Source organism: Cupriavidus sp. UBA2010, assembly GCF_002335265.1.
In the GTDB taxonomy this organism is placed as follows: Bacteria; Pseudomonadota; Gammaproteobacteria; order Burkholderiales; family Burkholderiaceae; genus Cupriavidus; species Cupriavidus metallidurans.
In genome coordinates, this window is the sequence record NZ_DDCI01000036.1 from 13277 (window position 1) to 39508 (window position 26232).

Here is a 26232-nt window from a genome sequence, read left to right on the forward strand (position 1 = left end):
ATCAAGCGCCGCAAGTGCGTGGATGGAGACACCATGAGCAGTACCAAGGTCGACATCGACTACCAGCGCATCCAGTACGACTACGTACCATGCGCCGAGCAGCGGGGGGCATCGACCAATGCCGCCCCGCATCCCGTGATCGTGGTCGGGGCCGGGCCGATTGGCCTGGCCACCGCTATCGACCTGGCCCGCCACGGCGTGCCGGTGGTGGTGGTCGACGACGACTGCATGCTCTCGGTCGGATCGCGTGCAATCTGCTTCGCCAAGCGCACGCTGGACATCTTCGATCGGCTCGGCTGTGGCGACCGCATGGTCGACAAGGGCGTGCGCTGGAACCTGGGCAAGGTCTTCCTGCGGGACAGCCAGGTCTTTGCGTTCGACCTGTTGCCCGAATCCGACCACCAGCGGCCGGCGTTTATCAACCTGCAGCAGTACTACCTCGAGGGCTATCTGCTCGAATGCGCGCAGACGATGCCCAACATCGAGATCCGCTGGAAGAGCAAGGCAGTTGCCATCGAGCAGCATGCGGACCACGTGGCGCTGACGATCGAAACGCCCGATGGCTGCTACGCGCTGCGCGGTGCCTACGTGGTGGCTGCCGATGGCTCGCGCAGCCCGCTGCGCAAGATGCTGGGCCTGGAGAGCCACGGTCATACGTTCCGAGACCGCTTCCTGATTGCCGACGTGAAAATGGAAGCGCCGTTCCCGGCCGAGCGCTGGTTCTGGTTCGACCCGCCGTTCCATCCGAACCAGTCGGTGCTGCTGCACCGGCAGCCCGACAACGTCTGGCGCATCGACTTCCAGCTCGGGTGGGATGCCGATCCTGCATTCGAGAAGACGCCAGAGCGCGTGCTGCCGCGTGTGCAGGCGCTGCTTGGCCCCGATGCGAAATTCGAGCTCGAATGGGTCAGCGTCTATACGTTCTCGTGCGTGCGGATGGACAGCTTCCGCCACGGTCGCGTGTTATTCGCGGGCGATTCGGCCCACTGCGTCTCGCCGTTCGGCGCGCGCGGCGCGAACAGCGGCGTGCAGGATGCCGAGAACCTTGCCTGGAAACTGGCCTACGTGCTGCAGGGCAAGGCGCCGGAAAGCCTGCTGGATACCTACGCCAGCGAGCGCGAATTCGCGGCCGACGAGAACATCCTCAACTCGACGCGCTCGACCGATTTCATTACGCCGAAGAGCGCGGTCAGCCGCATCTTCCGCGACGCGGTGCTGACACTGGCGCGCGACCACGCGTTTGCGCGGCAACTGGTCAACAGTGGCCGGCTGTCGGTGCCGGCGGTGCTGCGCGACTCGCCGCTGAACACTGCCGATGCGGAATCGTTCTCCGGCCAGATGGTGCCGGGCGCAGCATGCGTCGATGCCCCCGTGGCCGGCGCGCAAGGCAAGCCGTGGCTGCTGCCGCATCTGGGCGATGACTTCGTAGCGCTGATCTTTGGCGCGCCGGCTGGCATCGACGTCGCCTGCCGCGAAGCGCTGACGCAATTGCAGCAGGGAGACATTCCGCTGCGCGTGGTGTTCGTGACCGATGCGGCCATCTCGGCATCGGCCGAAGCCTGGCCCGGAGCGATCGTGCTGCGCGACGCGGGCGGCGTGGCGGCCAGGCGCTATGACGCCCGCGCGGGCACCTGCTACCTGATTCGCCCCGACCAGCACGTCTGCGCGCGGTGGCGCGCGGTCGATGCGAGCCAGATCGCCGGGGCGATCGCTCGCGCCACATGCAATGCCGCAGCAAGCGCCGCGGCGCAATCGCCAGCCGCGGCACGCACGCCGGCATTGGCCTGATCGACAGTCACCAGGAGACAGGCCCATGCCGCTCAACACCGCTCCCAATCTGGTCCATCCCGACGAGTTCTACGAAGCGCTCATCGAGATGCATCACGACCTTGATGACGCCGAAAGCCAGGCCGTCAACGCGAGACTGATCCTGCTGCTGGCCAACCACATCGGTGATCTCGACACGCTGCGCGAAGCGATGCGCCTGGCGCGCGATGTCGCGCTCGAGCCCGCCGCAACTTAGCCACTTCATTCCTTCCCGCCGGTGACCCGACAGGGGCGCGACAGACGCCCCGGGGCCAACTCGACCCTATTCCGGAGACAACCATGCATACCCAGAGCCTGGGCGCCGCCCCCGTCTTGCCTGAAATCTCGTCACACGCACTACCGCAAGTCCTTCCCGCGCAGCAGGAGGACGCGCTGTACCGCAAGGTCTGGCTGCGCATCATCCCGTTCCTGTTCATCTGCTACGTCGTGTCGTTCCTGGACCGGATCAACATCGGCTTCGCGCAATTGCAGATGAAGCATGACCTTGGGTTCAGTGACGCGATGTACGGGCTGGGCGCCGCAGTGTTCTACGTTGGCTACGTGCTGTGCGAAGTCCCCAGCAACATGCTGTTGGCACGCTTCGGCGCGCGCCGCACGTTCACGCGGATCATGCTGCTGTGGGGTGTCGCATCGGTGGGCATGATGCTGGTGTCGCAGCCGTCGCACTTCTATCTGCTGCGCTTCCTGCTCGGCGTGTTCGAAGCGGGCTTCTTCCCGGGCATCGTGCTGTACCTGACCTACTGGTTCCCGGCGCGCCGCCGCGCGGCGGTGATGGCGATCTTCTTCGCGGGCGTGGCCGTGGCCGGCGTGCTCGGCGGGCTGATCTCGGGCTGGATCATGCGCGACATGGCCGGTGTGCTTGGGATGCGCGGCTGGCAATGGATGTTCGCGATCGAAGGCGCGCCGGCAGTGCTGCTGGGCCTGATCGCCGCCGTGTGCCTCGTCGATGGCCCGCGCCAGGCGCGCTGGCTGACGCCGGCCGAGCAGGATTACCTGGTGGCCCAACATGAGGCGGAATCGCAAGGCGCGGGTGGCCACGCCCATTCGATGCAGGCCCTGCGTCAGGCCCTGGCCAACCCACGGGTTTATCTGTTCGCGTTCATCTACTTCGCGCTGACGTGCGGTTCACTGACGCTGTCATTCTGGATGCCGCTCATGATTCGCGATTTCGGCATCCAGGACGTGGTGGCCGTCAGCCTCTACTCTGTCATCCCGAACGCCATCGGCGCGGTGGGCTTGATCCTCATTGCGCGGCGCTCAGACCGCCTCGGCGAGCGTCACGGGCATTTTCTCTGCTGCACTGCAGGAGGCGCACTGGCGCTGGCCGCGTTGACGCTACATGTGCCGAGCCTTGGCGTGTCGTTGGCGATCCTATCTGTTGCCGCCGTGCTGATCTTCGCCGCGCTGCCGATCTTCTGGGCGCTGCCGCCAAGCCATCTGCCGGCCCAGACCGCCGCCACCGGCATTGCCTTCATCTCCAGCATCGGCATCACCAGCGGCATCGTCAGCCCCTGGGTCATTGGCCAGATCAAGGCGCACACGGGCAGCATGGACAACGCGCTGTACCTGTTGGCCGGGCTGCTGCTGGTCAGCGGGCTGGCGCTGTGGAAGGGCGTGCCGCGCACACCGACGGCGCACTAGCCGGGTGGTGTTCCCCGATACCGGGCGCTTCATGCCCGATATCGGGGAAAAATCATTTGTTTCATGGTTATCCATGATGGAACACTTGTTGCTATATGCCTAGCATTGCAACACCTGACGCTTTCCATCAACAGGAGTGTTCCCATGAACCAGTTCTTCATGACCCGTGCCGCCGTGCTGATGGCGGTGTCGCTCGGCGCCGGTTCGGCGCTTGCGGTCGACGTGGCCGCCAGCCCGACGCTCAGTAAGATCAAGTCGTCCGGCACGATTTCGATCGGTCACCGCACATCGTCGATCCCGTTCTCATACTACGACGCGAACCAGAAGGTGATCGGCTTCTCGCAGGACATCTGCGATCGCGTGATCGATGCGGTCAAGAAGGAAACCGGCACGCCGAATCTGCAGGTGCGCATGGTGCCCGTGACGTCGCAGAACCGGCAGTCGCTGGTCCAGAATGGCACGGTGGACCTGGAGTGTGGCGTGACCACCAACCTGAAGTCGCGCCAGCAGCAGGTGGCGTTCTCCACCACGTTCTTCGTGGCCGGCACGCGACTGCTGGTGAAGAAGGGCAGCCCGGTCCATGACTTCGGCGATCTGTCGGGCAAGGCCGTGGTGACGAACGCCGGCACCACGTCGGAACGCATCCTGCGCAAGCTCAACGACGAGAAGGGCGCCAACATCACGATCCAGAGCGCCAAGGACTATGGCGAGTCGTTCCTGATCCTGCAGTCGGGCCGCGTGGCCGCGTTCATGATGGACGACGTGCTGCTGTCCGGCTCGCGCACGCTGGCGCCGAACCCCAATGACTGGGTGGTGGTGGGCACGCCGCAATCGTTCGAGGCGTACGGCTTCATGATGCGCAAGGATGACCCCGGCTTCAAACAAGTCGTGGATGCCACCATGACGGGCCTGATGCGCAGCGGCGAGATCAACACGCTCTACACCAAGTGGTTCCTGAAGCCGGTGCCGCCGAAGAACCTCAGCTTCGACTTGCCGCAGAGCGAGCAGATCAAGAAGGCCTACGCCAATCCGAATGACGAGGCGTTCGAGTAACGCACTGGCGTTTCAGCCGCGCCGCGACGGGAGGTAGGCCCCCGTCCGGTGCAGTTGCCCCTCTGTCTGTTCCAACGCCCGGATCGCCCCCTTGCCCTTCTTCGCCAGCAGATGCTCGACCAGCGCCTCCACCATCGCCACGCCGCTGGTGATCGACGGGAAGAACGATGGGCTGTCGATGGCAAAGAGCAGTGTGCAATCGGCTTCCAGCGCGATTGGCGCCACCGTGCTGTCGGTCAAGGCGATCACCGTGCAGCCAGCCTCGCGCGCGGCGGTGGCCACGCGCATGCTTTCCTGCGAGTAGGGCGCGAAGCCGGCTACCAGCACCGCGTCCTTGGGGCTCAAGGCGCGCAGTTCCATCTCCAGCGTGCCTGCGTCGCCACGGATCAGGCGCACCGAACTGCGGAACAGCCCGTAGATGTAGTGGAACGAGAACGCGATCGGAAAGCACGAGCGGAAGCCCGCCACGTGGACCATGGGCGCCGCCGCCAGCAGTTCGGCCGCGCGTGGCAGCGCGTCGGCGTTGCTGGCCAGCAGCGCGTCGAGGTTGTGATGCTGCACTTCGATCATTTCCGCGAACATGCGGCTCGAGCCACTTTCCCGCACCACCTTGCGGGCGCGCCTGGCGTAAGGCTGGCTGTCGCCGTCGCGCACTGCCTCGACGAACAGTTCGCGCAATCCCTGCCAGCCTTCGAACCCGAGCGCCTGCGACAGTCGCACCAGCGTGGCGGGCTGCACCCCGGCGTTGCCGGCCACCTTGCGCATCGACTGGATGGCGATGTCGCGCGGGTGATCGAGCAGGTATCTGGCGCCACTCTGGAACTGCGCGCTCAGATTCGGGAAATCGGCGCGGAGTTGCGCCAGCAGCGCATCGAGCGACTGCGGCGGCTTGGGCGTGGAGGCGGGCATCTCTGGTTCAGGATTCTTGTGATGCAACGATTGTTGCACAGCTTGGCCCGCCGCAGGGCGCCCTTGTGTTGTGAACGGGTGGCGCCAGTGAGGCATCGTATGTTTCGTGCCGATGCTTCAATGAAACACTTGTTGCGTTGCCGGGACGTTGTTCCTATACTCACACCTGTTTCCGGGCAGACCCCCGCATCCCGCACCTCACCATGACGCACGTATTCCACCGCAATCCGAAGCAAACCTTGCCGGTCGCCGTTGGCGGCCAGGGTATCGAACTGATCGACAGCAATGGCAGGCGCTACCTCGACGCTTCGGGCGGCGCGGCGGTTTCCTGTCTCGGTCATGGCCACCCGCGCGTGATCGAGGCGATCAAGGCGCAGGTGGACACCATTGCCTACGCGCATACGTCGTTCTTTACCACCGAGGTGTCCGAGACGCTGGCCCGGACGCTGGCCGATGCGGCCCCCGGAGATCTCGATCATGTGTACTTCGTGTCCGGTGGCTCCGAGGCGGTGGAAGCCGCATTGAAGCTGGCGCGCCAGTACTTCGTGGAGATCGGCCAGACGCAACGCCGCCACTTCATCGCGCGGCGCCAGAGCTATCACGGCAATACGCTTGGCGCGCTGGCGATCGGCGGCAATGCGTGGCGTCGCGAGCCGTTCCTGCCGCTGCTGGTGCCGGCGCACCATGTGTCGCCGTGCTATGCCTACCGAGATCAGGCGGCCGGCGAAACCGACACGCAGTACGCGCAGCGTCTGGCCGACGAACTGGAAGCAAAGATCCTCGAACTCGGCCCCGACTCAGTGGCCGGCTTCGTCGCCGAGACTGTGGTCGGCGCTACTGCAGGGGCGGTGCCGCCGGTGGCCGATTACCTGAAGCGTATCCGCGCCGTGTGCGACAAGTACGGCGTGCTGCTGATCCTTGACGAAGTGATGTCGGGCATGGGCCGGACGGGTTACCTGTTCGCGTGCGAAGAGGACGGCGTGGTGCCCGATATCGTGACGATCGCGAAGGGCCTCGGCGCCGGCTACCAGCCGATCGGCGCGATGTTGTCGACGTCGCGCATCTATGACGCGATCATCGGTGGCAGCGGCTTCTTCCAGCACGGCCACACCTATATCGGTCATGCGACGGCCTGCGCGGCAGCGCTGGCCGTGCAGCGCACGATTGTCGAGGACAAGTTGCTGGACAACGTGCTGGCGCGTGGCGAACAGCTGCGCGCGCGCCTGCGCGAATCGCTCGGCGACCATCCGAACCTTGGCGACGTGCGGGGCCGTGGGTTGTTCGTCGGCGTGGAGTTCGTGGCCGATCGCGCCACCAAGGCCACGCTCGACCCGGCGAAGAAGACGCACGCCGTGCTCAAGCGCACCTGCATGGAGCATGGCGTGCTGGTTTATCCGATGGGCGGCACGGTCGATGGCATCCACGGTGACCACGTGCTGTTTGCGCCGCCGTTTATCTGCACGCCCACCGACATCGACAACATCGTAGACCGCTTCACGCAGGCCGTGAAAACGGTACTGCCGGCCTGAGGAGCGCGACGATGCCGAACCAGAATCCTGTCGCTACCGCTGACACCTTGCGCCGCCCGTTCGCCCTGGCGGTGGCCCCGAATGGCGCGCGCAAGACGCACGCGGACCACGCGTGCCTGCCGGTCACGCCCGACGAGCTGGCGCAGTGCGCGCGCGAATGCGTGGATGCCGGCGCTGCGATGATCCATCTGCACGTGCGCAAGGCCGACGCCACGCACAGCCTCGAAGTGGCCGACTACGAGCCGGCCATCGCCGCGGTGCGCAAGGCCGTGGGCAATGCGCTGGTGCTGCAACTGACCACCGAGGCGGTCGGTATCTACCAGCCGGCGCAGCAGATCGCGACCGTGCGTGCGCTGCGCCCCGAGGCCGCATCGGTGGCCATTCGCGAACTCGTGCCCAATGCCGCCGCGTTGCCTGCCGCCGCAGAGTTCTTCCAGTGGATGCACCGCGAGCACGTAGTGGCGCAATACATCCTCTACGATGCCGACGACGTGCGCCGCTATGCGGCCCTGCGCGAAAGCGGCGCGATTCCGGCCGGGCGGCACTGGGTGCTGTTCGTGCTGGGACGGTATTCGGCCGGACAGAAGTCGTCGCCGGCGGACCTGCTGCCGTTCCTGGCCGCGTGGCGCGAGACCGGACTCGATCAGTCTGGCGTCGAATGGGCGGTCTGCGCATTCGGCAAGCAGGAGGCCGATTGCGCGGCCACGGCCGTGATGCTGGGCGGCCACGCACGTATCGGCTTCGAGAACAACATGACTTTGCCCGATGGCGCGATGGCGCCGGACAATGCCGCGCTGCTGCAAGCGGTGCGCACGCCGCTCGTCGCGCTTGGCTATGCCGCGATGACGGCTGATGCGCTGCGCGAGCGTTTCGCGGGCTGAGAAAGCCGTCTGGCGACGACAGCAGGGCAGGGCGGATTCCGGTACGCTAGGCGTTTCATCGTTCCCCAGAAGGAGTGCCGATGTCGACCAGCCCGTCCCGCCAGTCTTCCCTGACCGAAGCGCCGCCACGGGCGCGTGACGTCGTGCACGCGCTGCGCGCGTCGCGCATCCGTGAAGTGGCCAATGCAGGGATCGGCCTGCCTGACGTGCTGCCGTTCTGGTTCGGCGAATCGGACCAGGTCACGCCGTCATTCATCCGCGATGCTGCGAGCCGCGCGCTCGCCAACGGCGCCACCTTCTACAACCACAATCTTGGCATCGCGCCGCTGCGGGCGGCGTTGTCCGAGTACGTGACCCGATTGCACGGGGCCACGCCAGTCGACCATATCGCCGTGACCAGCGCGGGCGTCAATGCGCTGATGCTCGCCGCGCAACTCGTCACCGGCCCCGGCGACCGTGTGGTGGCGGTGACCCCGCTGTGGCCCAATCTGGTCGAGATTCCGCGCATCCTTGGCGCGACCGTAGAAACGGTGACGCTGGACTACGGCGCGGATGGCTGGACACTCGATGTCGACAAACTGCTGGCCGCGCTGACGCCGGGCACGCGCGCCGTGATGATCAATTCGCCGAACAACCCGACCGGCTGGGTCATGCCCCGCGCCGCGCAGCAGGCCGTGCTCGACCACTGCCGCCGCCACGGCATCTGGATCATCGCCGACGAAGTCTACGAGCGGCTTTACTACGGCGACGAGGGAGCGGTCGCGCCATCGTTCCTTGATATCGCCGGCCGCGACGAGCGCGTCATCGCGGTCAACTCGTTCTCGAAGGCATGGCTGATGACCGGCTGGCGGCTCGGCTGGATGGTGGTGCCATCTTCGATGATGGACGACCTGGGCAAGCTCATCGAATACAACACGTCCTGCGCGCCGTCATTCGTGCAGGAGGCCGGCGTGGTGGCCGTGCGTGAGGGCGAGGCATTCACTCGGGATCTGGTCAGACGGCTGCGCTCGGCGCGTGATCATCTGGTGAGCGCGCTATCGGCATTGCCCGGTATCGACGCGCACGCGCCGGATGGGGCGATGTATGTGTTCTTCCGCCTGAAAGGCGCGACCGACAGCCTCGATCTGTGCAAGCGGCTCGTGCGCGATGCCCATCTCGGGCTGGCGCCGGGGAGCGCGTTCGGCGACGAGGGCGAGGGCTTTGTGCGGTGGTGCTATGCGTGCGACGAGGCGCGGCTCGATGAGGGGGTGAAGCGGTTGCGGGGCTATCTGGGGCGGTAGCGGTTGATGGGCCTGACCCTCTGGCTCGGCCCCTCCCGCGCTAACGATCGCTAACCACCTCTATTTCAAACTTCCCACCGTTTCCGACTCTCCCCACCATCCACCACCAAGCGCCTGCATCAGCGCGGCTGAATCGGCCAGCCGCGTGGCGCGGGCCTGCGCCAGATCCAGCGCCGCCTGTCGTGCCTGCCGCTCGGCGTCGAGCACCGTGAACTGGCTTACGCCGCCAAGCCGATACTGCTCGTTGACGATTGCCAGTGTGTCGCGCGTTTGCTTTGCGTTGTCCGCGCGCGCCTGCAGCGTGCCAGCGTCGGCGTCCAGCGCACGCAGGGTGTCGGCAACGTTCTGCAGCCCCTGGAGCACCGCCTGCCGATAGGCGCCCAACGACGCTTCGTACGCAGCTTCCTTCGCACGTTTCTGCGCACGCAACTCGCCACCGTGGAACACCGGCTGCACGACGCCGGCAGCCAGGCTCCACACATTGAAGCTGTTGAACAGGTCGCTCATGCGCATGGCCTGCGTGCCGCCGCTGGCGGTCAGCGTGATCTGCGGATAGAGGTTGGCCGTGGCCACGCCGATATCCGCCGAGGCCTGATGGAGCAGTGCTTCTGCCGCCTGGATATCGGGGCGGCGCCGCGCCAGCTCGGAGGGCAGGCTTACCGGCAGTGTCTCGGGCAACTGCATGTCTTCGAGCCGGAATTCGGGAAGCTGAGCGGCGGCAGGGGTCTGGCCGGTGTAGACGGCGAGTTGGTGACGCGTGGCATCGATCTGCTGCGACAGTCCCGGAATCAGCGCCTGTGTCTGCGCCAGTTCGGCCTGCTGGCGCTGCACGTCGACGCGCGCGACACCACCCTGGCCGAGGCGCTGCTGCATGATGGCTAGCTGGCGTTTCTGCGCGTCGGCCATGGCCACGGTATCGGCCAGTTGCGCGCGCAGCCCGGCCTCGCGAATCGCCGCCGTGGCGACGTTGGCCGCGAGCGAAAGCCGGGCCGCCTCGAACTCGTAGCGCTGGTAGTCGACTGCGGCCTGCAAGCCTTCCAGTTCTCGACGCTGACCACCGAACAGATCCAGCGCATAGGACACCTGCACACTCGCGTTGTAGAGCGTGAACGGCCCAGGGCTCGGGAACTGCGTGATGCCGACCGACTGCAGGTTGACCTGCTGCCGCGTTGCGTTGAAGTTTGCGTCTACCTGCGGGAAGCGCGTGGCGCCGGTACGGGCCGCGAGATTCTCCTGCGCCTCGCGCAGCTTGGCCTGCGCTTGCGTCAGCGTCGGGCTATTAGCCAGGGCCACGCGGATGGTTTCATCGAGCTGCGGATTGCGGAACAGCGTCCACCATTGCGCGGGGACGTCGCCTTCCACCAGCGATTGCGATGGGTAGTCCTTCGCGTCAAGGCGTTCAGGCTGCGGGCCCGATGTGTAGCGAGCGTCAGCTGGCGCATCGGGCGTGCGGAAATCCGGGCCGACCGCGCAGCCGGCCATCGACATCGCGGCGGCGCACATCAACAGCGTGGGGATCGCGCGCATGGCGGTCTCCTTTCAGTCGAGCGTGCGCTTGTAGAAGCGCACGGCAATGGTGAGGACGATCACCGTGAACAGCGCCACGGGCCACACGTTCGGCCAGAGTTCGATCCAGCCGCTGCCCTTGAGCATGATGCTGCGGATCATCCGGTTGAAGTAGGTCATCGGCAGCACGTTGCCGATCCACTGCGCCCACGTTGGCATGCCCGCGAACGGGAACATGAAGCCGGACAGCAGGATATTGGGCAGGAAGTAGAAGAACGTGAGCTGCAGCGCCTGCAACTGGTTGGCCGCCAGTGAGGACAGCGTGATGCCCACGGTCAGGTTGGCCGCGATGAACAGCAAGGCGGCCAGATACACGGCCACGGGTGACCCGACGAACGGCACGCCGAACACGAAGTGCGCAGCCAGCAGGATGATCGTCGCCTGAATCAGTCCGATGAAGATGTACGGGATGATCTTGCCCGAGATCACTTCGAGCGGCTGCACCGGCGTGGCCAGCAGGTTTTCCATCGTGCCGCGCTCGCGTTCGCGCGTCATGGCCAGGCCGGTCATCATGACCATCGTCATCGTCAGGATCGTGCCCATCAGCCCCGGCACGATGTTGTACTGCGTGATGCCCTCCGGGTTGTAGAGCCGCTGCACGTTGACGTCGAAGGCGGGTTGCCCGCCGGCCAGTGGCGCCAGCGCGCCCTTCAGGTCGATCCGGGCAACGGTGGCCGGGAGTTGCGCCAGTGCGGCAATGGCCTGGCCCGTCGCGGAAGGATCGGTGGCATCGGCCTCGACCAGGATGGAAGGGCGATCGCCATGCAGCAGGCGTCGCGAGAAATCGGCCGGAATGCTGACCACGAACTGCACATCGCCGCGCATCAGCGCCTCGCGACCGGAGGCCTCGTCCGGCATTGTGCGCACCACCTTGAAGTACGTGGTGTTGTCCAGCGCGGCAATGAAGGTGCGGGAGAAGTCGCTGTGCTCGGCCACGATGACCGCGGTGGGCATATGGCGTGGATCGCTGTTGATCGCAAAGCCGAACAGCAGTAGCTGGATGATCGGTATCCCGATCATCATCCCGAACGTGACGCGATCGCGCCGCAGTTGCAGGAATTCCTTCAGGACGATGCTCCACCAGCGTTGCGCCGAGAAGCGGGAGATCTGACGGCGCACGGCTTTCACGCGTCCCCCTTCGGCCCGGCGGCCCTCTCTGCGCTCTCCTTGGTGGCTTCCTTGGCGGCTGCCTTGGCGGGAACGGCCATGTTGTCCTGCGCGTCACCCATCATGTGGATGAAGACGTCCTCCAGGCTCGTCTCCACCGGCTCGATGCGGTGATCCCGGCCGGCGTACTGCCTGAGCGTCTGTTCGAGCGCGGTGCCGTCCTTGCCCGTGACATGCAGCGCCGTGCCGAACGCGACGGTCTGGTCCACGCCGGGCTTGCCCTGCAACTGGGTCGACAGTTCGGCCAGTTCGTCGCCCGATACGCTCCACGTGGTCAGGTTCTGGCTGGCGACGACTTCGGCCGAAGTGCCTTGCGCCAGCAGCTTGCCGTAGGCGATATAGGCGAGCTTGTGGCAGCGCTCTGCCTCGTCCATGTAGTGCGTGCTGACCAGCACCGAGATGCCACGGGCGGCCAACTGGTGCAACTGCTCCCAGAAGTCGCGACGGGCCTTGGGGTCCACGCCGGCCGTGGGTTCGTCGAGCAGCAGCAACTGCGGTTCGTGCAGCAGGCACGCGGCCAGCGCCAGGCGCTGCTTCCACCCGCCGGAAAGCGAACCGGCCAGTTGTTCGGCACGCGACGCCAGCCCGAGGTCCTCGAGCGCGCGGTCCACGACCTCGCGCCGGTTCGGCATGGCATACACGCGTGCGACGAAGTCCAGGTTCTCGCGGATCGACAGGTCTTCCCAGTAAGAGAAGCGCTGCGTCATGTAGCCCACATTGCGCTTGATCTCGGCGGACTCCTTGATGATGTCGAAGCCCAGGCAGGTGCCCGCGCCGGAGTCCGGCGTCAGCAGTCCGCACATCATGCGGATCGAGGTGGTCTTGCCGCTGCCGTTCGGGCCCAGGAAGCCGAAGATCTCGCCACGGGCGACCTGCATCGTCAGGTCGTTGACCACGTGCTTGTCGCCGAAGTGCTTGTTAAGGCCGTGCACGTCGATAGCCAGTTCGTCGCTCATGATTGCGTGACCTCGACAGGCTGGCCCGGGCGCAGCTTCGGTGCTTCGGCAGGGTCCGGACGTGCCTCGATCAGGAATACGAGCTTGCGGCGTGTCTCGTTGCTGTAGATGACCGGTGGCGTGAACTCGGCTTCGTTCGAGATATAGGTGATCTTTGCCGCCACCGGGGCCGCGCAACCGTCGCAGCGGATATGGACGGCCTGCCCGTTCTTGAGCGCGCCGACCACGGTCTCAGGTACGTAGAAGCGCACCTTGACGTTGGCGGCGGGCAACATGCGGACCACGGTGCTCCCCGCGGGCACCCACTCGCCGGGGCGGAACGGCACGTCGTAGACCAGGCCCGGCACCGTGGCATTGACGAACTTGCGCGATAGCTTCCACTCGGCCTGCGCCAGCGCGGCGCGCGCGGCATCCACCTGCGCGCTTTGCGCGGCAAGCTGGTCCTTGCGACCCGGCAGGCGCGCGACGTCGATATCGCGCTGCAACTCGCGCACGCGTGCCGCGTCCGCATCCGCCGTGGCGCGGCTGTCGTCAAGCTGCTGTCTGGAGACGCCGCCGATCTCGAACTGGGCTTCGTCGCGCCGGCGTTGCGCCGCGCTGCGTTGGGCCTGCGCCTGCGCCTGCGACAGTTGCGCCTGGGTCACGGCCACTTCCACGGGGCGCTTGCCGATCTGGATATCGGCAAGCTGCGCCTCGGCCGCGCGTAGCTGCTCGGCGGCCTGTTGCCGCGCGGCGCGCTCGTCGTCGGATTCCAGCACGAATAGCGGCGCACCATCGGCCACCTGCTGGCCACGGTCGACCGACAGCTTTTCCAGGCGGCCCGCGAATGGCGACGCCACAGAGACGAACTCGCCCTCCACGTAGCCTTGCCAACTGACGGGCTTGTCATTGCTGCACGCGGCCAGTGTCGTGGCCATGAGGAGCAGGGACCACGCATGACGGGGGACAGGATTGAACATACGGGCTCCGGATGGGCTTATTTGTCTTGGGACGGGGTGCCGGCGGACAGCCCGTGGGTGAGCAGGGCGGTGACGTGGCGCACGAGCGTTTCGGTATCGATATCGGCCGCGCCGGGAAGGCCGCGCCAGATGTGCGTGGTGGCGGGCGGCAGCAGCGCCAGCCCGATCAGCGACACCATGACGAGGGCCGGTTCGAGCCCCGGGGTCAGCTTGCCTTGCGCGTGGGCGGCTGCCAGTGGTCCCATGATCAGCGAGGCACGCCGCAGGGCTACGCGCTCGACCATCCGCTCGCGCAGATGGCCATCGGTACCGACGATCTCCCGGATCCACAGGCCCGGAAACCACGGCGTGGCAGACGCCGTGCGGATCAGTTGGCCCGCCAGCGCCGGGATCACCGTCACGATGTCACCGGCGTGCCCGGCCAGGGTGTCGAACACCTGCTCGAACAGCGGCTCCAGCCGTTCGTCGAAGACGGCATCGAGCAGTAGCTCCCGATCGTGGAAGTAGTAGTGGACCAGTGCTGGCGTGACGCCAGCTTCGGCGGCGATCGCTTTGGTGGAGGTGGCGGCCACGCCGTGGCGCGCGAACAGAGTGACAGCGGCGTCGATCAGGCGGTTGCGCTGATCGGCATCATTGGCGTTGGCCGTAGGGCGTCCCGGCCGGCGCTGTCGCGGTGCCGGGGACGTATCGGGCGAGGACTTGGCTGGCATCAGTCAACTCCAGACGGTATCGAGTAGATATTAATTTTCGAATTAATTAATTCAAGATCGGTTACAAAATCGAGTGAGAGCGCAGCGCGCTGGATATGCTGCGCTGCAACAATGCACGGTAGACATGTCATGGGGCTTTGGCTAAGCTGCCCGCCAATCCACTGGATGCCTGCATGCGCGCATCCACTGCCCCCAATTCCTATGTCGCGTTCTTGCCCGCCAGCCGCTCCGCAGCGGTTGCGCCCGAGCTTTGCCCGCCGCTTTGCCGTCCCGTTTGCCGCCGTACTGGTGGTGGGCGGGCTGGCATTGCCGTGGGCGGCGCACGCGCAGGAAGCCACCGGGCCCGGGCAGGAAGCCGTGTCCGATGTGGAAAGCCCGTTCGCCATCCATGGGCAGACCACGTATATCTGGCAGCGCAAGCCGTCTTTCGGCGCGGGGTACTCCGGCGAGAACAGCCTGACGCCCGATCGTGCCAAGAGCTATTCGTTCACGGCCACGCTCGACCTGGGATTGCGGCTCTGGCAGGGCGCCGAGTTCCATTTCAATCCGGAGGTGGCCCAGGGCGTGCCATTCTCCGAACTGCATGGCGTGGGTGGCCCCTCCAATGGCGAACTGGCCAAGACGGCCAGCACCAACCCGAAGTTCTACCGCGCGCGGGCCTTCATTCGTCAGACGTGGGGGCTGGGGGGTGGCGAGGAAAAGCTCGAGGCCGATTTCAACCAGTTCGCCCGCACCGTAGACAAGCAACGCGTGGTGCTGACCGCCGGCAACTTCAGCGTGCTCGATGTGTTCGATCAGAACCCCTACGGGTCCGATCCACGCACGCAGTTCATGAACTGGTCGTTCCTGACGCACGGTTCGTTCGACTACGCGGCTGATGCGCGGGGCTACAACTGGGGGGCTTCAGTCGAGTACATCGGCGATGGCTGGTCGGCGCGTTTCGGCCGTTTCCTGCAGCCGCTCGAATCCAATGGCCAGGAGCTCGACACGCGCATGTTCGAGCACTACGGCGACGTGCTGGAACTCGAAAAGCGCTACCAGATCGGTGGCCGCCCGGGCCAGGCCCGGCTGCTGCTGTGGCGTAACAAGGCGAAGATGGGGGCGTTCAACGATGCCATCGCTTTCGGACTGGCCAACAACGTGACACCGGACGTGGCCGACGTGCGCCGCGAACACGCGAAGGTGGGCGTGGGGCTTGCGTTCCTGCAGGAGGTCAACGATTCGCTGGGCCTGTTCCTGCGGGCCAACTGGTCCGACGACAAGACCGAAACCTACGCGTTCACGGAAATTGGCCGGCAGGTGTCGTGGGGCGGCACGCTCAGGGGAACGGCGTGGGGTCGCCCCAATGACGAGGTGGGGCTGGGGATGGCGATCAACATGCTGGGGGCCAACCATCGCAACTATCTGGCGGCGGGTGGCCTGGGCGCGTTCCTGGGGGATGGGGCGCTCAACTACGGCCCCGAGCAGGTATTCGAGATCTACTACAGCTTCGCGGTCTGGAAGACGCTGAGCCTGAGCCCGGACTTCCAGTACATGCGGAACCCGGGCTACAACCGGGATCGCGGGCCCGCCAGGTTCATCGGCATCCGGGCCCACGCGGAGTTTTGAGTCAGTGCGGTCCTACTGCCGCGCATTGCGCCGGTTATCCGGCCACGGCGTGTTGTAGTTGGTGCGGAACGGATTGATGTCCAGCCCGCCGCGGCGCGTGTAGCGTGCGTAGACCGCGAGCTTCACCGGCTTGCACATGCGCATGACGTCCGTGAAGATCCGCTCGACGCACTGCTCGTGGAACTCGTTGTGATTCCGGAACGAGATCAGGTACTTGAGCAGGCCTTCCTGGTCGATCGGCGCGCCCACGTAGCGGATCTGCACGCTGCCCCAGTCTGGCTGGCCCGTGACCAGGCAGTTCGACTTGAGCAGGTGCGACACCAGCGTTTCCTCCACCGGCGACTCTTCCTGCTCGGCCGACAGCAGCGTCGGATCGGGTTCGTAGACATCGGTCTCGATGTCGAGCCGGTCCAGCAGCAGCCCGTCCAGTTCGCCCATCTTCTGCGTGCCGAGGTCGGCCTCGGTCACCAGCCGGACCTGCACCGTGCCGCCCGTGGCCTCGGAGAGGTCGTGATGCAGCAACTGCTGCAGCGCCTCGGGCGAAGCGATCCTGGTCTGGTTGAACGAGTTCAGGTACAGCTTGAACGACTTCGACTCGACGATGTTCGGCGTATCGGCAGGAATGATGAACGTGGCCAGCGCCACCTGCGGCTTGCCCTTCAGGTTCAGCCACGATACCTCGTAGGCATTCCAGATATCCACGCCGAAGAAGGGCAGCGCGCGCCCTTCCGGCAGGCCGATCTCCGCGCGTTTCGGCTGGCGCGGGATCGGGAACAGTAATGATGCGTCGTATTCGGTCTTGTACGCCGAGGGCTTGCCCAGCGGCGAGTGCTCAGGAAGCGTCATGATCGGGGGCGTCAGGAAAGGAACAGCTTGTAGACGGGGTTGTCGGTCTCATCCCAGTGTACGTAACCGAGCGTCGAAAGGAAGCTGCGGAACGCGCGCTTCTCGTTCTTCGGCACCTGGATGCCGACCAGGATGTTCGACGTGTCCGCGCCCTGGTTCCGGTAGTGGAACAGGCTGATGTTCCAGTTCGGGCTCATGCTGGACAGGAACTTCATCAGCGCGCCCGGGCGCTCCGGGAATTCGAAGCGATACAGCAGCTCGTCATGCGCCAGCGGCGAATGTCCGCCGACCATGTAGCGGATGTGCTGCTTGGCCAGTTCGTCGTTCGACAGGTCGAGCGTATCGAAGCCATGGCGGCGGAAGTTGGCGGCGATCTTGTCGCTCTCCGCGCGGCTGGCGATCTGCACGCCGACGAAGATATGCGCCACGCCCTTGTCGGCGATGCGGTAGTTGAACTCGGTCACGTTGCGCGTGCCGACCTGTTCGCAGAAGCGCTTGAAGCTGCCGCGTTCCTCGGGGATCGTCACGGCGAAGACCGCTTCGCGCGCTTCACCCACTTCGGCGCGCTCGGCCACGAAGCGCAGGCGGTCGAAGTTCATATTGGCGCCGCAGGCGATCGCCACCAGGTGCTGGTGCTTGAGCTTCTCGCGCTCGGCGTACGCTTTGAGGCCGGCCACGGCCAGCGCGCCGGCCGGCTCGAGGATGCTGCGGGTGTCCTGGAACACATCCTTCAGGCCCGCGCAGATCGCATCGGTATCGACCAGGATGATGTCGTCGACCAGTTCACGCGTGATGCGGAACGTCTCCTTGCCCACCAGCTTCACGGCGGTACCGTCCGAGAACAGGCCCACATCCTTCAGTTCCACGCGCTTGCCGGCGTCCACCGAGCGCTTCATGGCATCGGAATCGAACGTCTGCACGCCGATCACCTTGATCTCGGGGCGCACCGCCTTGACGTAGGCGGCGATGCCGGAGATCAGGCCGCCGCCGCCGATGGCGACGAAGATCGCGTGGATCGGGCCAGGGTGCTGGCGCAGGATCTCCATCGCGATGGTGCCCTGACCAGCGATGACCTCGGGGTCGTCGAACGGGTGGATGAACGCGAGCTTGTGCTTCTTCTCGAGTTCGGCCGCGTGCAGGTAGGCATCGCTGTACGACTCACCGTGCAGAACGATCTGCACCCACTCGCCGCCGCGCTCGCGCACGGCGTCGATCTTCACCTGCGGCGTGGTGGTCGGCATGGCGATGATCGCCTTGCATTGCATGCGGGCCGCCGCCAGCGCCACGCCCTGCGCGTGGTTGCCTGCCGAAGCGGCGATCACGCCGCGCTTGAGTTCCTCGGGCGTGAGGGACGCCATCTTGTTGTACGCCCCCCGCAACTTGAACGAGAACACCGGCTGGGTGTCCTCGCGCTTGAACCAGACCGCATTGCCGGTGCGCGCCGACAGCGCGGGCGCATAGGTCAATTCGGTTTCCTGGGCCACGTCATAGACCTTGGCAGTCAGGATTTTTTTCAGATAGTCGGGCTTGGCGGGCGTGCGGGTCATGGTCAGCGGGGTGCGGCGCCGGGGGCAGCGGCAAAAAAACCGGAAAAATCGGCGGAAACCGCCAATGATAATGGATGGCGCACTTGGCAGTGCCAGGTTGGCAGTTGCCGTGCGACGGGTGCAGTGACAGCCACAGTTGTAGGACAGCGTCCGGCTGACACCTTCCAAATCGACGTGTTACGGTCTTGCGTGATGTCTTCGCTACCTCTCATCGAACCCGATACCGCGCTGTTTCTGGATTTCGACGGCACGCTGGCCGACCTCGCGCCGCGCCCCGAGCTGGTGCAGGTCGAGCCGGAACTGGTTGGCACGCTGCGCGCGCTGCACACCTGCCTGGACGGCGCCCTGGCCATCATCTCTGGCCGGCCTGTTGCCGAGCTCGATGGCTTCCTGCAGCCGCTGAGGCTCCCCGCGGCAGGCGTGCACGGCGCCGAGCTGCGCCATGACGGCGAAGCGCTGTTTATGCCACCGGCGCCCGGCATCACGGCATTGATGCCGAGGCTCGAAGCCTTCGTCGCGCGCCATCCCGGCCTACGCATCGAGCGGAAATCCGTGGCAGTCGCCATTCACTATCGACAGGCCCCGGAACTCGAGGCGCAGGTGCGCGCGATGGTGGCCGACACCCTGCACGACGTGGATGGGCTGGAAGGCTTGCCCGGAAAAATGGTCGTGGAGATCAAGCCTGCCGGCGTCGACAAGGGGGGGGCGATTGCCACGTTCATGCGCATGGCCCCCTTTGAAGGACGCAAGCCGCTGTTCGCGGGTGACGATGTCACCGACGAAGCCGGTTTTGTCGTGGCGCGTGAACTCGGTGGGGTGGGCGTGCTGGTTGGCGAGCGCGCCACGGCCGCCACGGTCAGCGTGACCGGGCCCGCTGCGTTGCGTTGCTGGCTTCATCGATCCGCCCATGCTCTCCTGGCGCTCAGGGCGCAACGCGGCGGCAAGCCGCAGTCCGTCTCATCCACTTCGTCCGAAACGGAGGACTCGCTGTGAACGCCCCCGCCACTACACCTGCCGCGCATCATCCTGAAGCGCCCGCTTTCAATACAGATACCAACTGCACAGGCCGTCACGCCGATCCGTCGCTATCGCTCGGGATGATTGGCAACTGCGCATTCTCGGCACTGGTCGACGGACGCGGCCGCATCGTCTGGTGTTGCCTGCCGCGCTACGATGCCGACCCCGTTTTCAATGCGCTGCTCGACTCGAGCGAGAATGGCGGCCACTTTTCCATCGAGGTGGAAGACCTGGCGAAGTCCACGCAGTGGTACGAGCCGAATACGGCCATCCTGCGCACGCGCCTGTACGACAAGCATGGTCACTGCCTGGAGATCACCGACTTCTGCCCTCGGTTTTTCCGGCTGGGCCGCTATTTCCGCCCGCTGACGCTGGTGCGGCGGATCCGGCCGGTTCGTGGCGCGCCACGGGTACGGGTCACAGTGGCGCCGCGCTTCAACTGGGGCCGGATCAAGCCGCAGATGACGCGCGGCAGCAGCCATGTGCGCTATATCGGCGAGGACCTGACGCTGCGGATGACCACTGACGCGCCGCTGGCCTATGTGCTGTCGAACACGCCGTTCCTGGTCACGCGCAACTACAACTTCATTCTCGGGCCAGATGAAACGCTGGCGCATGGGGTGGAGGAGACCGCGCGTGACTTCGAGCAGGAGACCACGTCCTACTGGCGCATCTGGAGCCGCCGGCTGGCCGTGCCGCGCGAATGGCAGGACGCCGTGATCCGTGCGGCGATCACGCTGAAGATGTCGCTCTACGAGGAGACCGGCGCGATCGTCGCGGCGATGACAACGAGCATTCCCGAGGCGCCCGGCAGCGGCCGGAACTGGGACTACCGCTACTGCTGGTTGCGCGACGCGTTCTTCGTGGTGCGCGCGCTCAACAGCCTGTCCGAGGTCGGCACGATGGAGGACTACATGCGCTGGCTGACGAATGTCGTCGTGCAGGCGCAGGATGGCCATATCCAGCCGCTCTACGGCATCGGGCTCGAACGAGAGTTGCCGGAGAGCGTCCTCGATCATCTGGGCGGATATCGCAACATGGGCCCGGTGCGCGTGGGCAACCAGGCGCAGGAGCACTTCCAGCACGATGTCTACGGCAACGTGGTGCTCGGCGCCGCGCAGGCGTTTCACGACCACCGGCTGCTGCATCGTGGCGGCCTGACTGAATTTCACCGGCTCGAGGACGTCGGCGAGCAGGCGGTGCGCGTGTTCGGCACGCCGGACGCGGGCATGTGGGAGTTGCGCACGCGCGCGCGGGTCCATACGTCTTCTGCGCTGATGAGCTGGGCAGCCTGCGACCGGCTGGCCAAGATCGCCACCAAGCTCGAGCACCCGCAGCGTGCGGCGTACTGGACGGAACATGCCGACCGCATGAAGCAACGCATCCTGACCGAATCGTGGAGCGAGTCGCGACAGGCTTTCGCGGAGAGTTTCGGCGGCAACGTGCTCGACGCCAGCGTGTTGCTGATGGCGGAAGTGAATTTCATCGATCCAAAGGACCCGCGTTTCATTTCGACGCTGAAGGCGCTCGAGGACACGCTCTGCGACGGACCGTACATGCGGCGCTATGAGGCGCCGGACGACTTTGGCAAGCCCGAGACGGCCTTCAATATCTGCACGTTCTGGCGCATCGACGCGCTGGCGCGCATCGGCCGTCGCGAGGAAGCGCGCGAAATCTTCGAGGCCATGCTGGCGGCGCGCAATCCGCTAGGGTTGTTGTCGGAGGACACGCACCCGGTCACGGGCGAGATGTGGGGCAACTTCCCCCAGACCTATTCGATGGTCGGCCTGATCAATGGCGCCGTACGGCTGTCGGCCCCCTGGGACAGCGTGATTTGAACGAGGAGTGGACATCAACCAGAAGCGAGATATGGGAAGACTAGTAGCAGTATCGAACCGGGTTGCCGACCCGCGGAATCATGCAGCGGGTGGACTTGCCGTCGCGTTGTCCGACACGTTGAACAAGACCGGTGGATTGTGGTTCGGCTGGAGCGGCAAGGTGGTGGACGCCAGCCGCGGCGGCACGCCCGGAGAGGGCGAGCTGCACCAGATCCAGGCCGGCAACGTCACGCTGGCCACGGTGGATCTGAGCCGGGAGGACTTCGAGTCCTACTACCTGGGCTACAGCAATGGCGTGCTGTGGCCGGTATTCCACTATCGGGTGGATCTGGCCGACTTCGATTCAGGCGGCAACCTGAATGCCTACCGCCGCGTGAACCAGCTTTTCGCGCGCAAGCTGGCGCCGCTGCTCAAGCCCGACGACGTGATCTGGATCCACGACTATCACCTGATTCCGCTGGCCGCGGAGTTACGGGCGATCGGTTGCGGCCAGCGCATTGGCTTCTTCCTGCATATCCCGCTGCCGCCACGGCTGATCCTGGCCACCATTCCGCAGCACGAGTGGCTGATGCGCGCGCTGTTTGCCTATGACCTGCTCGGCTTCCAGAGCCACGACGATGTCGAGCACTTCTCCCGCTACGTGCAGGGCGAGGCCGGCGCCGAGCCGATGGGCGAATACCGCTTCCGTGCATTCCATCGCACCGTGCGCGCGCAGGCGTTTCCGATCGGCATCGATGTCGACGAGTTCATCGAACTGGGCCGCGCCGACGAAGCGCGCGAGACCTACGAGATGATGCGCGGCCAGTACGCGCGACGCAGGCTGCTGCTCGGCATCGACCGCCTCGATTACTCGAAGGGCCTGCCCCAACGGCTCAAGGCTTTCCAGACGCTGCTGGCCGAGTACCCCGAGAACCGTTCAAGCGCCACGCTGATCCAGATCGCCGCGCCGTCACGGGAATCGGTCGACGCCTATGCGGACCTGCGGCGCGACATGGAAGGCATCACCGGCGCGATCAACGGCGAGTATGGCGAGCTGGACTGGATGCCGGTGCGCTACATCCACCGCTCCACCGCGCGCCGCCGCCTGCCGGGCCTGTGCCGTGCGTGCAACGTGGCGCTGGTGACGCCATTGCGCGACGGCATGAACCTCGTCGCCAAGGAATACATCGCGGCTCAGGACCCGGAGGATCCCGGCGTGCTGGTGCTGTCCCGCTTCGCGGGCGCGGCGGAACAGATGAAGGAAGCGCTGCTGGTCAATCCGTATGACACGCGCGCCACCGCGCAGGCGATCCAGCAGGCCCTGCATATGTCGCTGTCAGAGCGCCAGGCGCGTCACCAGAAACTGCTGGAGCGGATTCGCCAGCAGGATGTGCACTGGTGGAGTGGAGAATATCTGCGGGCGCTTATGGAGACCGAAGGGGGCTGATGGTTGAGGCTGCAGGCGCCGCAAATTCCGCGGCGACTACGCCTGCTTCAGATCCCCCGGCACATCCACGTCTCGGAACGGACCATCGTCGTCGGTCAGGATGCGCGTCACCGGCTGCGACTTGAGCAGTGCCCGGGCGCCTTCGTCGCCGTCAAGCTTCAGCAGTTCCTCGCGCCATGCGGCGCCAAAGCCTACCGGGTGTCCACGCTGGCCATCGCGCCACGGCGCGGCGATGGTGTCGCGCGACGTGATCGTCAGTGCCACGGCACGCACCAGTTCCATCGACAGCCACGGCATGTCCGCCAGTGCCACGACCCAGCCGCGCGCATCGGCGCAGGCCGTCACGCCAGCGCGTAGCGCCGCGCCCATGCCGGCCTCGGCGTCTGCGGATTCGACTACCTTGCAGCCGCCGCGGCGCAGCTCTTCCGATAGCTCGGGATTGCCGGGGCGCACCACGGCGATCGAACCCGGCAGCGCCGCCGCAAGCGTTCGCGCGCTGCGCCATGCCACGGTGCGGCCGTCGGGCAGTTTCTCGAGCAGTTTGTTGCGTGCGCCAGCCGGGTCGAAGCGTCGGCCAAAGCCGGCCGCAAGCAGGATGCCGATGGGCAGGTCGGATTGAGAGAGCACGGGCTTCGTCATGGCTGTGCCGCCGAAGCGGTGGGCAGGATTGGACAGGCCGCCTCGCCAGCGGCGATTTCCCGTGCCGCTTTCGCGCCTTCGACTTGAAGGATGTCAGGGAGCGAGACGTGGTTCTTGGCCGCGATCACTTCGGCCAGGATCGAGATCGCGATCTCGGGCGGCGTGCGGCTGCCGATGTAGATACCCACCGGCCCATGCAATCGCGCGAGCTGCAGCTCTGTCAGGTCGAATTCCTTGAGCCGCTCGCGGCGCGCGTGGTTGTTGCGTCGCGAGCCTAGCGCTCCGACATAGAACGCCGGCGTGCGCAGCGCTTCCATCAGGGCCAGGTCGTCGAGCTTGGGGTCGTGCGTCAGCGCGATCACCGCGCAGCGCTCGTCGAGCTTCATGTCCATGACCGTGTCGTCCGGCATGGTGCGGACCATCGTCACTCCGGCGATGTCCCAGGTCTCGGTGTATTCCTCGCGCGGATCGCAGACGGTGACCTGGAAGCCAAGCCCCACGGCGATCTGGCACAGGTACTTCGACAGCTGGCCGGCGCCGATCACCAGCATCCGGTAGCGCGGGCCGTGGATCGTCAGCAGGGTCTTGCCGTCGAACGCCAGGCCGTCGGTGGCCTCGGCTGGCCCAAGCGTTGCCGCGCCGGTTGCCATGTCGAGCGTGCGGGCGATGAGCCTGCCGCTCTCCACCGCGTCGAGCAGATCGGCGATGCCGCTGGCCGCCGACAGCGGCTCGGTCACCAGCTCGATCGTGCCGCCGCAAGGCAGGCCGAAGCGGTGCGCTTCCTCCGCGCTGATGCCGTACTTGATCGTTTCGGGGAGGCCCGAATGGATGCCCTCGTGCCGCACGCGGTCGATGATGTCGTCCTCGATGCAGCCGCCGGACACCGAGCCCACCACGAGGCCGTCGTCACGCACGGCCAGCATCGCGCCTTCGGGGCGGGGCGACGACCCCCAGGTTCTGACGACTGTCACCAGCAATACGCCATGCCCTTCCTGCTGCCAGCGCACGCTGCATTTCAGGACTTCGAGATCCACGCTGTCCATGATCGTTTCCGCTTTGTTCCTGTGTCATCGCCGCCGTCGGTCGTTTTCCCCGCGTCGGCTGATTGTTCCGTTTCCGTACTGTTGTCGTCTTCGTTCGCGCCACCGCCACCGACGGCCTCGGTGAAGCGGGCGAAGAAGGTATCGGCCATCTTGCGCGCGGCGGCATCCACCAGCCGCGAGCCGATCTGCGCGATCTTGCCGCCGACCTGCGCGTGAACCGCGTAGGTGAGCAGCGTCTCGTCGCCTTCGGGCGTGAGCTTGACCTGCGCCGTCCCCTTGCCGAATCCGGCCGCGCCGCCCTGTCCGTCGAACTGGATCGTGTAGCTCTCCGGCGCCTGGATGTTCTGCAGCGCCATGCGCCCCTTGAAGCGCGCCTTGACCGGTCCGACGGCGGCGGTCAGCGCCAGTTGGTAGGCGTTGTCGCCGTCGGGCTCGATGCTCTCACATCCCGGAATACATTGCTTGAGCAGCGCTGTGTCGTTCAGTGCATCCCAGGCGACCTGTTGGGGCACGGGCAGTCGCTGGGTCTGGGTCATTTCCATGATGAATATCCTGGTTGGGGGCGTAATGCATTGACAGGCGGGACGCGCGCGGGATCGGCCAGCAGCGATTCCAGCGCGAACAGGCTGTCCAGGTTGTGCGCCGCACGCAGCGCGTCGACGTGGGGCAGGATCGCCTGAATGCCGCGCGCCTGCGGCGTGAAGCCTTCATAGCGCAGCAGCGGATTGAGCCAGATGATGCGATGCGCAAAGCGGCGCAGGCGGGCCATCTCCTGTTCGAGTAGATCGATGTGCTCCAGATCGATACCGTCGCTGACCAGCAGCACCGTGGCGCGGCCGGATAGCGTGCGACGCGCCCATTGCCGGTTGAACGTTGCCAGCGCGGCACCGATGCGGGTGCCGCCAGCCCAGTCGCGGACCTGTTCGGTGATCAGGTTCACCGCGTCGTCCGGATCGCGTTCGCGTAGCGCGCGCGTCACGTTGGTCAGCCGCGTGCCGAACAGGAAGACGTGCAGTCGCTCGCGGGACTGCGTCAGCGCATGGCAGAAGTAGAGGACGGCGCGCGAGTACTGGCTCATCGAGCCAGAGATATCGAGCAGCAGGACCACGGGCGGCTTGCGCTCGGCACGCTTGCGGTACTTCCAGCGCAGCCATTCACCATGCTGGCGCACCGCCAGTCGCGCGCTCGCGCGCAGGTCGGCGTGCGTCCCGCAGGTGGATGGGCGCAGACGCCGTGTCTTCTGCAGGGCCAGACGCGCGCGCCGTGTGCGCACCAGATGCTGGAGCGCGCGCCACTCTTCGGCGTTCAGGGTTTCGAAGTCGCGCCCCGCCAGACGCTCCTGATCGGAGAACGTAAGCGGGGCGGTGAAGCGTTCCTCACGGGGCGGCTGGTCCGGCTTTGGCGATGGCGGTTGCCGGGCGGCCAGGGCGTCGGCCAGGCGGTTGCTGCGTCGTGGCGGCGGAATCCCCGCATCGACGCGCGGCAGCAGCATCGCCCGCAGCTTGCTTTCCCAGTCGGGGTCGCGCCAGAACAGGTCGAAGGCGGCATCGAACAGCGGGCGCTGATCGGGGCCCGATAGCACCAGTGCCGCCAGCGCGGCCCGCACTTCGTCGCGCGCGCCGATATCGATATGCCGCAGGGCTTCCAATGCATCGACGGCATGAGCCGGCGACAGCCCGAACCCGGTGTCACGCAGCAGCCGCATGAAATGCGTGACGTTGCGGGCCAGCATCGGCAGCGGGGGTGGCGTGCCCGATGTGTCTGGTCGGGCAGAGGGGGCAAAGGGGGCA

The 26232-nt window shown here is 66.0% G+C and carries 23 protein-coding genes; 11 read left to right on the plus strand and 12 right to left on the minus strand.

The features are described 5' to 3' along the window. Window positions 1–33: 33 nt before the first annotated feature. The 4 genes from B2246_RS27330 to B2246_RS27345 all read left to right on the plus strand — a co-directional run bounded on the left by B2246_RS27330 (window position 34) and on the right by B2246_RS27345 (window position 4521). Window positions 34–1788 (plus strand): FAD-dependent oxidoreductase, encoded by a 1755-nt coding sequence (locus B2246_RS27330; protein WP_286882505.1) that lies wholly within the window; start codon window positions 34–36, stop codon window positions 1786–1788. A gap of 25 nt (window positions 1789–1813) precedes the next feature. Continuing rightward, complete coding sequence (locus B2246_RS27335) at window positions 1814–2023, plus strand: DUF2783 domain-containing protein (protein WP_286882504.1); 210 nt, start codon at window positions 1814–1816, stop codon at window positions 2021–2023. Window positions 2024–2106: 83 nt separating this feature from the next. Further along, a complete protein-coding gene (locus B2246_RS27340) occupies window positions 2107–3468 on the plus strand; it encodes an MFS transporter (protein ID WP_286882503.1) in 1362 nt (453 codons plus the stop codon). Between the two features lie 144 nt (window positions 3469–3612). Beyond that, on the plus strand, window positions 3613–4521 hold the full coding sequence (locus B2246_RS27345; RefSeq protein WP_017510969.1) for a glutamate/aspartate ABC transporter substrate-binding protein: 909 nt from the start codon (window positions 3613–3615) through the stop codon (window positions 4519–4521). 12 nt (window positions 4522–4533) lie between these two features. Here B2246_RS27345 and B2246_RS27350 read toward each other — a convergent pair whose 3' ends face one another. Continuing rightward, on the minus strand, window positions 4534–5430 hold the full coding sequence (locus tag B2246_RS27350) for a MurR/RpiR family transcriptional regulator (protein ID WP_008644433.1): 897 nt from the start codon (window positions 5428–5430) through the stop codon (window positions 4534–4536). Between the two features lie 203 nt (window positions 5431–5633). On the opposite strand from B2246_RS27350, the gene B2246_RS27355 reads away from it, so the two are divergent. From B2246_RS27355 to B2246_RS27365, 3 genes are all read left to right on the plus strand, one after another. Then, window positions 5634–6959 carry an aspartate aminotransferase family protein gene (locus tag B2246_RS27355; protein ID WP_008644431.1) on the plus strand — a complete coding sequence of 442 codons (1326 nt, stop codon included), beginning with the start codon at window positions 5634–5636 and terminating at the stop codon, window positions 6957–6959. Window positions 6960–6970: 11 nt separating this feature from the next. Next, window positions 6971–7840 (plus strand): 3-keto-5-aminohexanoate cleavage protein, encoded by an 870-nt coding sequence (locus B2246_RS27360; RefSeq protein ID WP_008644430.1) that lies wholly within the window; start codon window positions 6971–6973, stop codon window positions 7838–7840. An 80-nt stretch (window positions 7841–7920) separates the two neighbouring features. Then, window positions 7921–9120: a pyridoxal phosphate-dependent aminotransferase gene (locus B2246_RS27365; RefSeq protein ID WP_186425937.1), complete on the plus strand. Its 1200-nt coding sequence runs from the start codon at window positions 7921–7923 to the stop codon at window positions 9118–9120. A gap of 60 nt (window positions 9121–9180) precedes the next feature. Here the strand turns inward: B2246_RS27365 and B2246_RS27370 are convergent, their stop codons facing one another. From B2246_RS27370 to B2246_RS27390, 5 genes are read right to left on the minus strand one after another with little or no spacing between them, the layout of a single operon-like run. After that, on the minus strand, window positions 9181–10647 hold the full coding sequence (locus B2246_RS27370; RefSeq protein ID WP_286882502.1) for an efflux transporter outer membrane subunit: 1467 nt from the start codon (window positions 10645–10647) through the stop codon (window positions 9181–9183). Window positions 10648–10659: 12 nt separating this feature from the next. Then, on the minus strand, window positions 10660–11814 hold the full coding sequence (locus tag B2246_RS27375; protein ID WP_008644415.1) for an ABC transporter permease: 1155 nt from the start codon (window positions 11812–11814) through the stop codon (window positions 10660–10662). After that, window positions 11811–12809 (minus strand): ABC transporter ATP-binding protein, encoded by a 999-nt coding sequence (locus B2246_RS27380; RefSeq protein ID WP_286882501.1) that lies wholly within the window; start codon window positions 12807–12809, stop codon window positions 11811–11813. The genes B2246_RS27375 and B2246_RS27380 overlap by 4 nt, the downstream gene beginning before the upstream one ends. Next, entirely contained in the window at window positions 12806–13768 is a 963-nt protein-coding gene (locus tag B2246_RS27385; protein ID WP_286882500.1) for an HlyD family secretion protein, read from the minus strand. Before B2246_RS27385 ends, B2246_RS27380 begins: the two co-directional genes overlap by 4 nt. A 17-nt stretch (window positions 13769–13785) precedes the next feature. Further along, a complete protein-coding gene (locus tag B2246_RS27390) occupies window positions 13786–14478 on the minus strand; it encodes a TetR/AcrR family transcriptional regulator (protein ID WP_008644410.1) in 693 nt (230 codons plus the stop codon). A 201-nt stretch (window positions 14479–14679) separates the two neighbouring features. On the opposite strand from B2246_RS27390, the gene B2246_RS27395 reads away from it, so the two are divergent. After that, complete coding sequence (locus B2246_RS27395) at window positions 14680–16086, plus strand: carbohydrate porin (RefSeq protein ID WP_286882499.1); 1407 nt, start codon at window positions 14680–14682, stop codon at window positions 16084–16086. A gap of 12 nt (window positions 16087–16098) precedes the next feature. On the opposite strand, the gene queF is transcribed toward B2246_RS27395, so the two are convergent. Continuing rightward, the gene (queF, locus tag B2246_RS27400) at window positions 16099–16932 is read right to left on the minus strand and encodes an NADPH-dependent 7-cyano-7-deazaguanine reductase QueF (protein WP_008644406.1); all 834 of its coding nucleotides are present in this window, start codon (window positions 16930–16932) and stop codon (window positions 16099–16101) included. An 11-nt stretch (window positions 16933–16943) separates the two neighbouring features. After that, window positions 16944–18479, minus strand: coding sequence for a threonine ammonia-lyase, biosynthetic (gene ilvA, locus B2246_RS27405; RefSeq protein ID WP_286882497.1), 1536 nt, complete (start codon window positions 18477–18479; stop codon window positions 16944–16946). Window positions 18480–18671: 192 nt separating this feature from the next. Here ilvA and otsB point away from each other — a divergent pair, with 192 nt between their 5' ends. The 3 genes from otsB to otsA are packed head-to-tail and all read left to right on the plus strand — an operon-like array spanning window position 18672 to window position 22760. Continuing rightward, window positions 18672–19472, plus strand: a complete 801-nt coding sequence (otsB, locus tag B2246_RS27410; RefSeq protein ID WP_008644402.1) for a trehalose-phosphatase — start codon at window positions 18672–18674, stop codon at window positions 19470–19472. Further along, complete coding sequence (locus B2246_RS27415) at window positions 19469–21334, plus strand: glycoside hydrolase family 15 protein (RefSeq protein WP_286882496.1); 1866 nt, start codon at window positions 19469–19471, stop codon at window positions 21332–21334. Before otsB ends, B2246_RS27415 begins: the two co-directional genes overlap by 4 nt. A gap of 31 nt (window positions 21335–21365) precedes the next feature. Continuing rightward, complete coding sequence (gene otsA / locus B2246_RS27420; protein WP_008644400.1) at window positions 21366–22760, plus strand: alpha,alpha-trehalose-phosphate synthase (UDP-forming); 1395 nt, start codon at window positions 21366–21368, stop codon at window positions 22758–22760. Window positions 22761–22796: 36 nt separating this feature from the next. Here otsA and B2246_RS27425 read toward each other — a convergent pair whose 3' ends face one another. Genes B2246_RS27425 through B2246_RS27440 form a run of 4 tightly spaced genes read right to left on the minus strand, consistent with a single transcriptional unit; the run spans window position 22797 to window position 26174 of the window. Next, entirely contained in the window at window positions 22797–23399 is a 603-nt protein-coding gene (locus tag B2246_RS27425; protein WP_286882495.1) for a nucleotidyltransferase family protein, read from the minus strand. Next, window positions 23396–24442 carry an XdhC family protein gene (locus B2246_RS27430; RefSeq protein WP_286882494.1) on the minus strand — a complete coding sequence of 349 codons (1047 nt, stop codon included), beginning with the start codon at window positions 24440–24442 and terminating at the stop codon, window positions 23396–23398. The genes B2246_RS27425 and B2246_RS27430 overlap by 4 nt, the downstream gene beginning before the upstream one ends. Next, the gene (locus B2246_RS27435) at window positions 24415–24984 is read right to left on the minus strand and encodes a CoxG family protein (protein WP_286882493.1); all 570 of its coding nucleotides are present in this window, start codon (window positions 24982–24984) and stop codon (window positions 24415–24417) included. Before B2246_RS27435 ends, B2246_RS27430 begins: the two co-directional genes overlap by 28 nt. Beyond that, on the minus strand, window positions 24975–26174 hold the full coding sequence (locus B2246_RS27440) for a vWA domain-containing protein (RefSeq protein ID WP_286882514.1): 1200 nt from the start codon (window positions 26172–26174) through the stop codon (window positions 24975–24977). The genes B2246_RS27435 and B2246_RS27440 overlap by 10 nt, the downstream gene beginning before the upstream one ends. Window positions 26175–26232 lie beyond the last annotated feature (58 nt).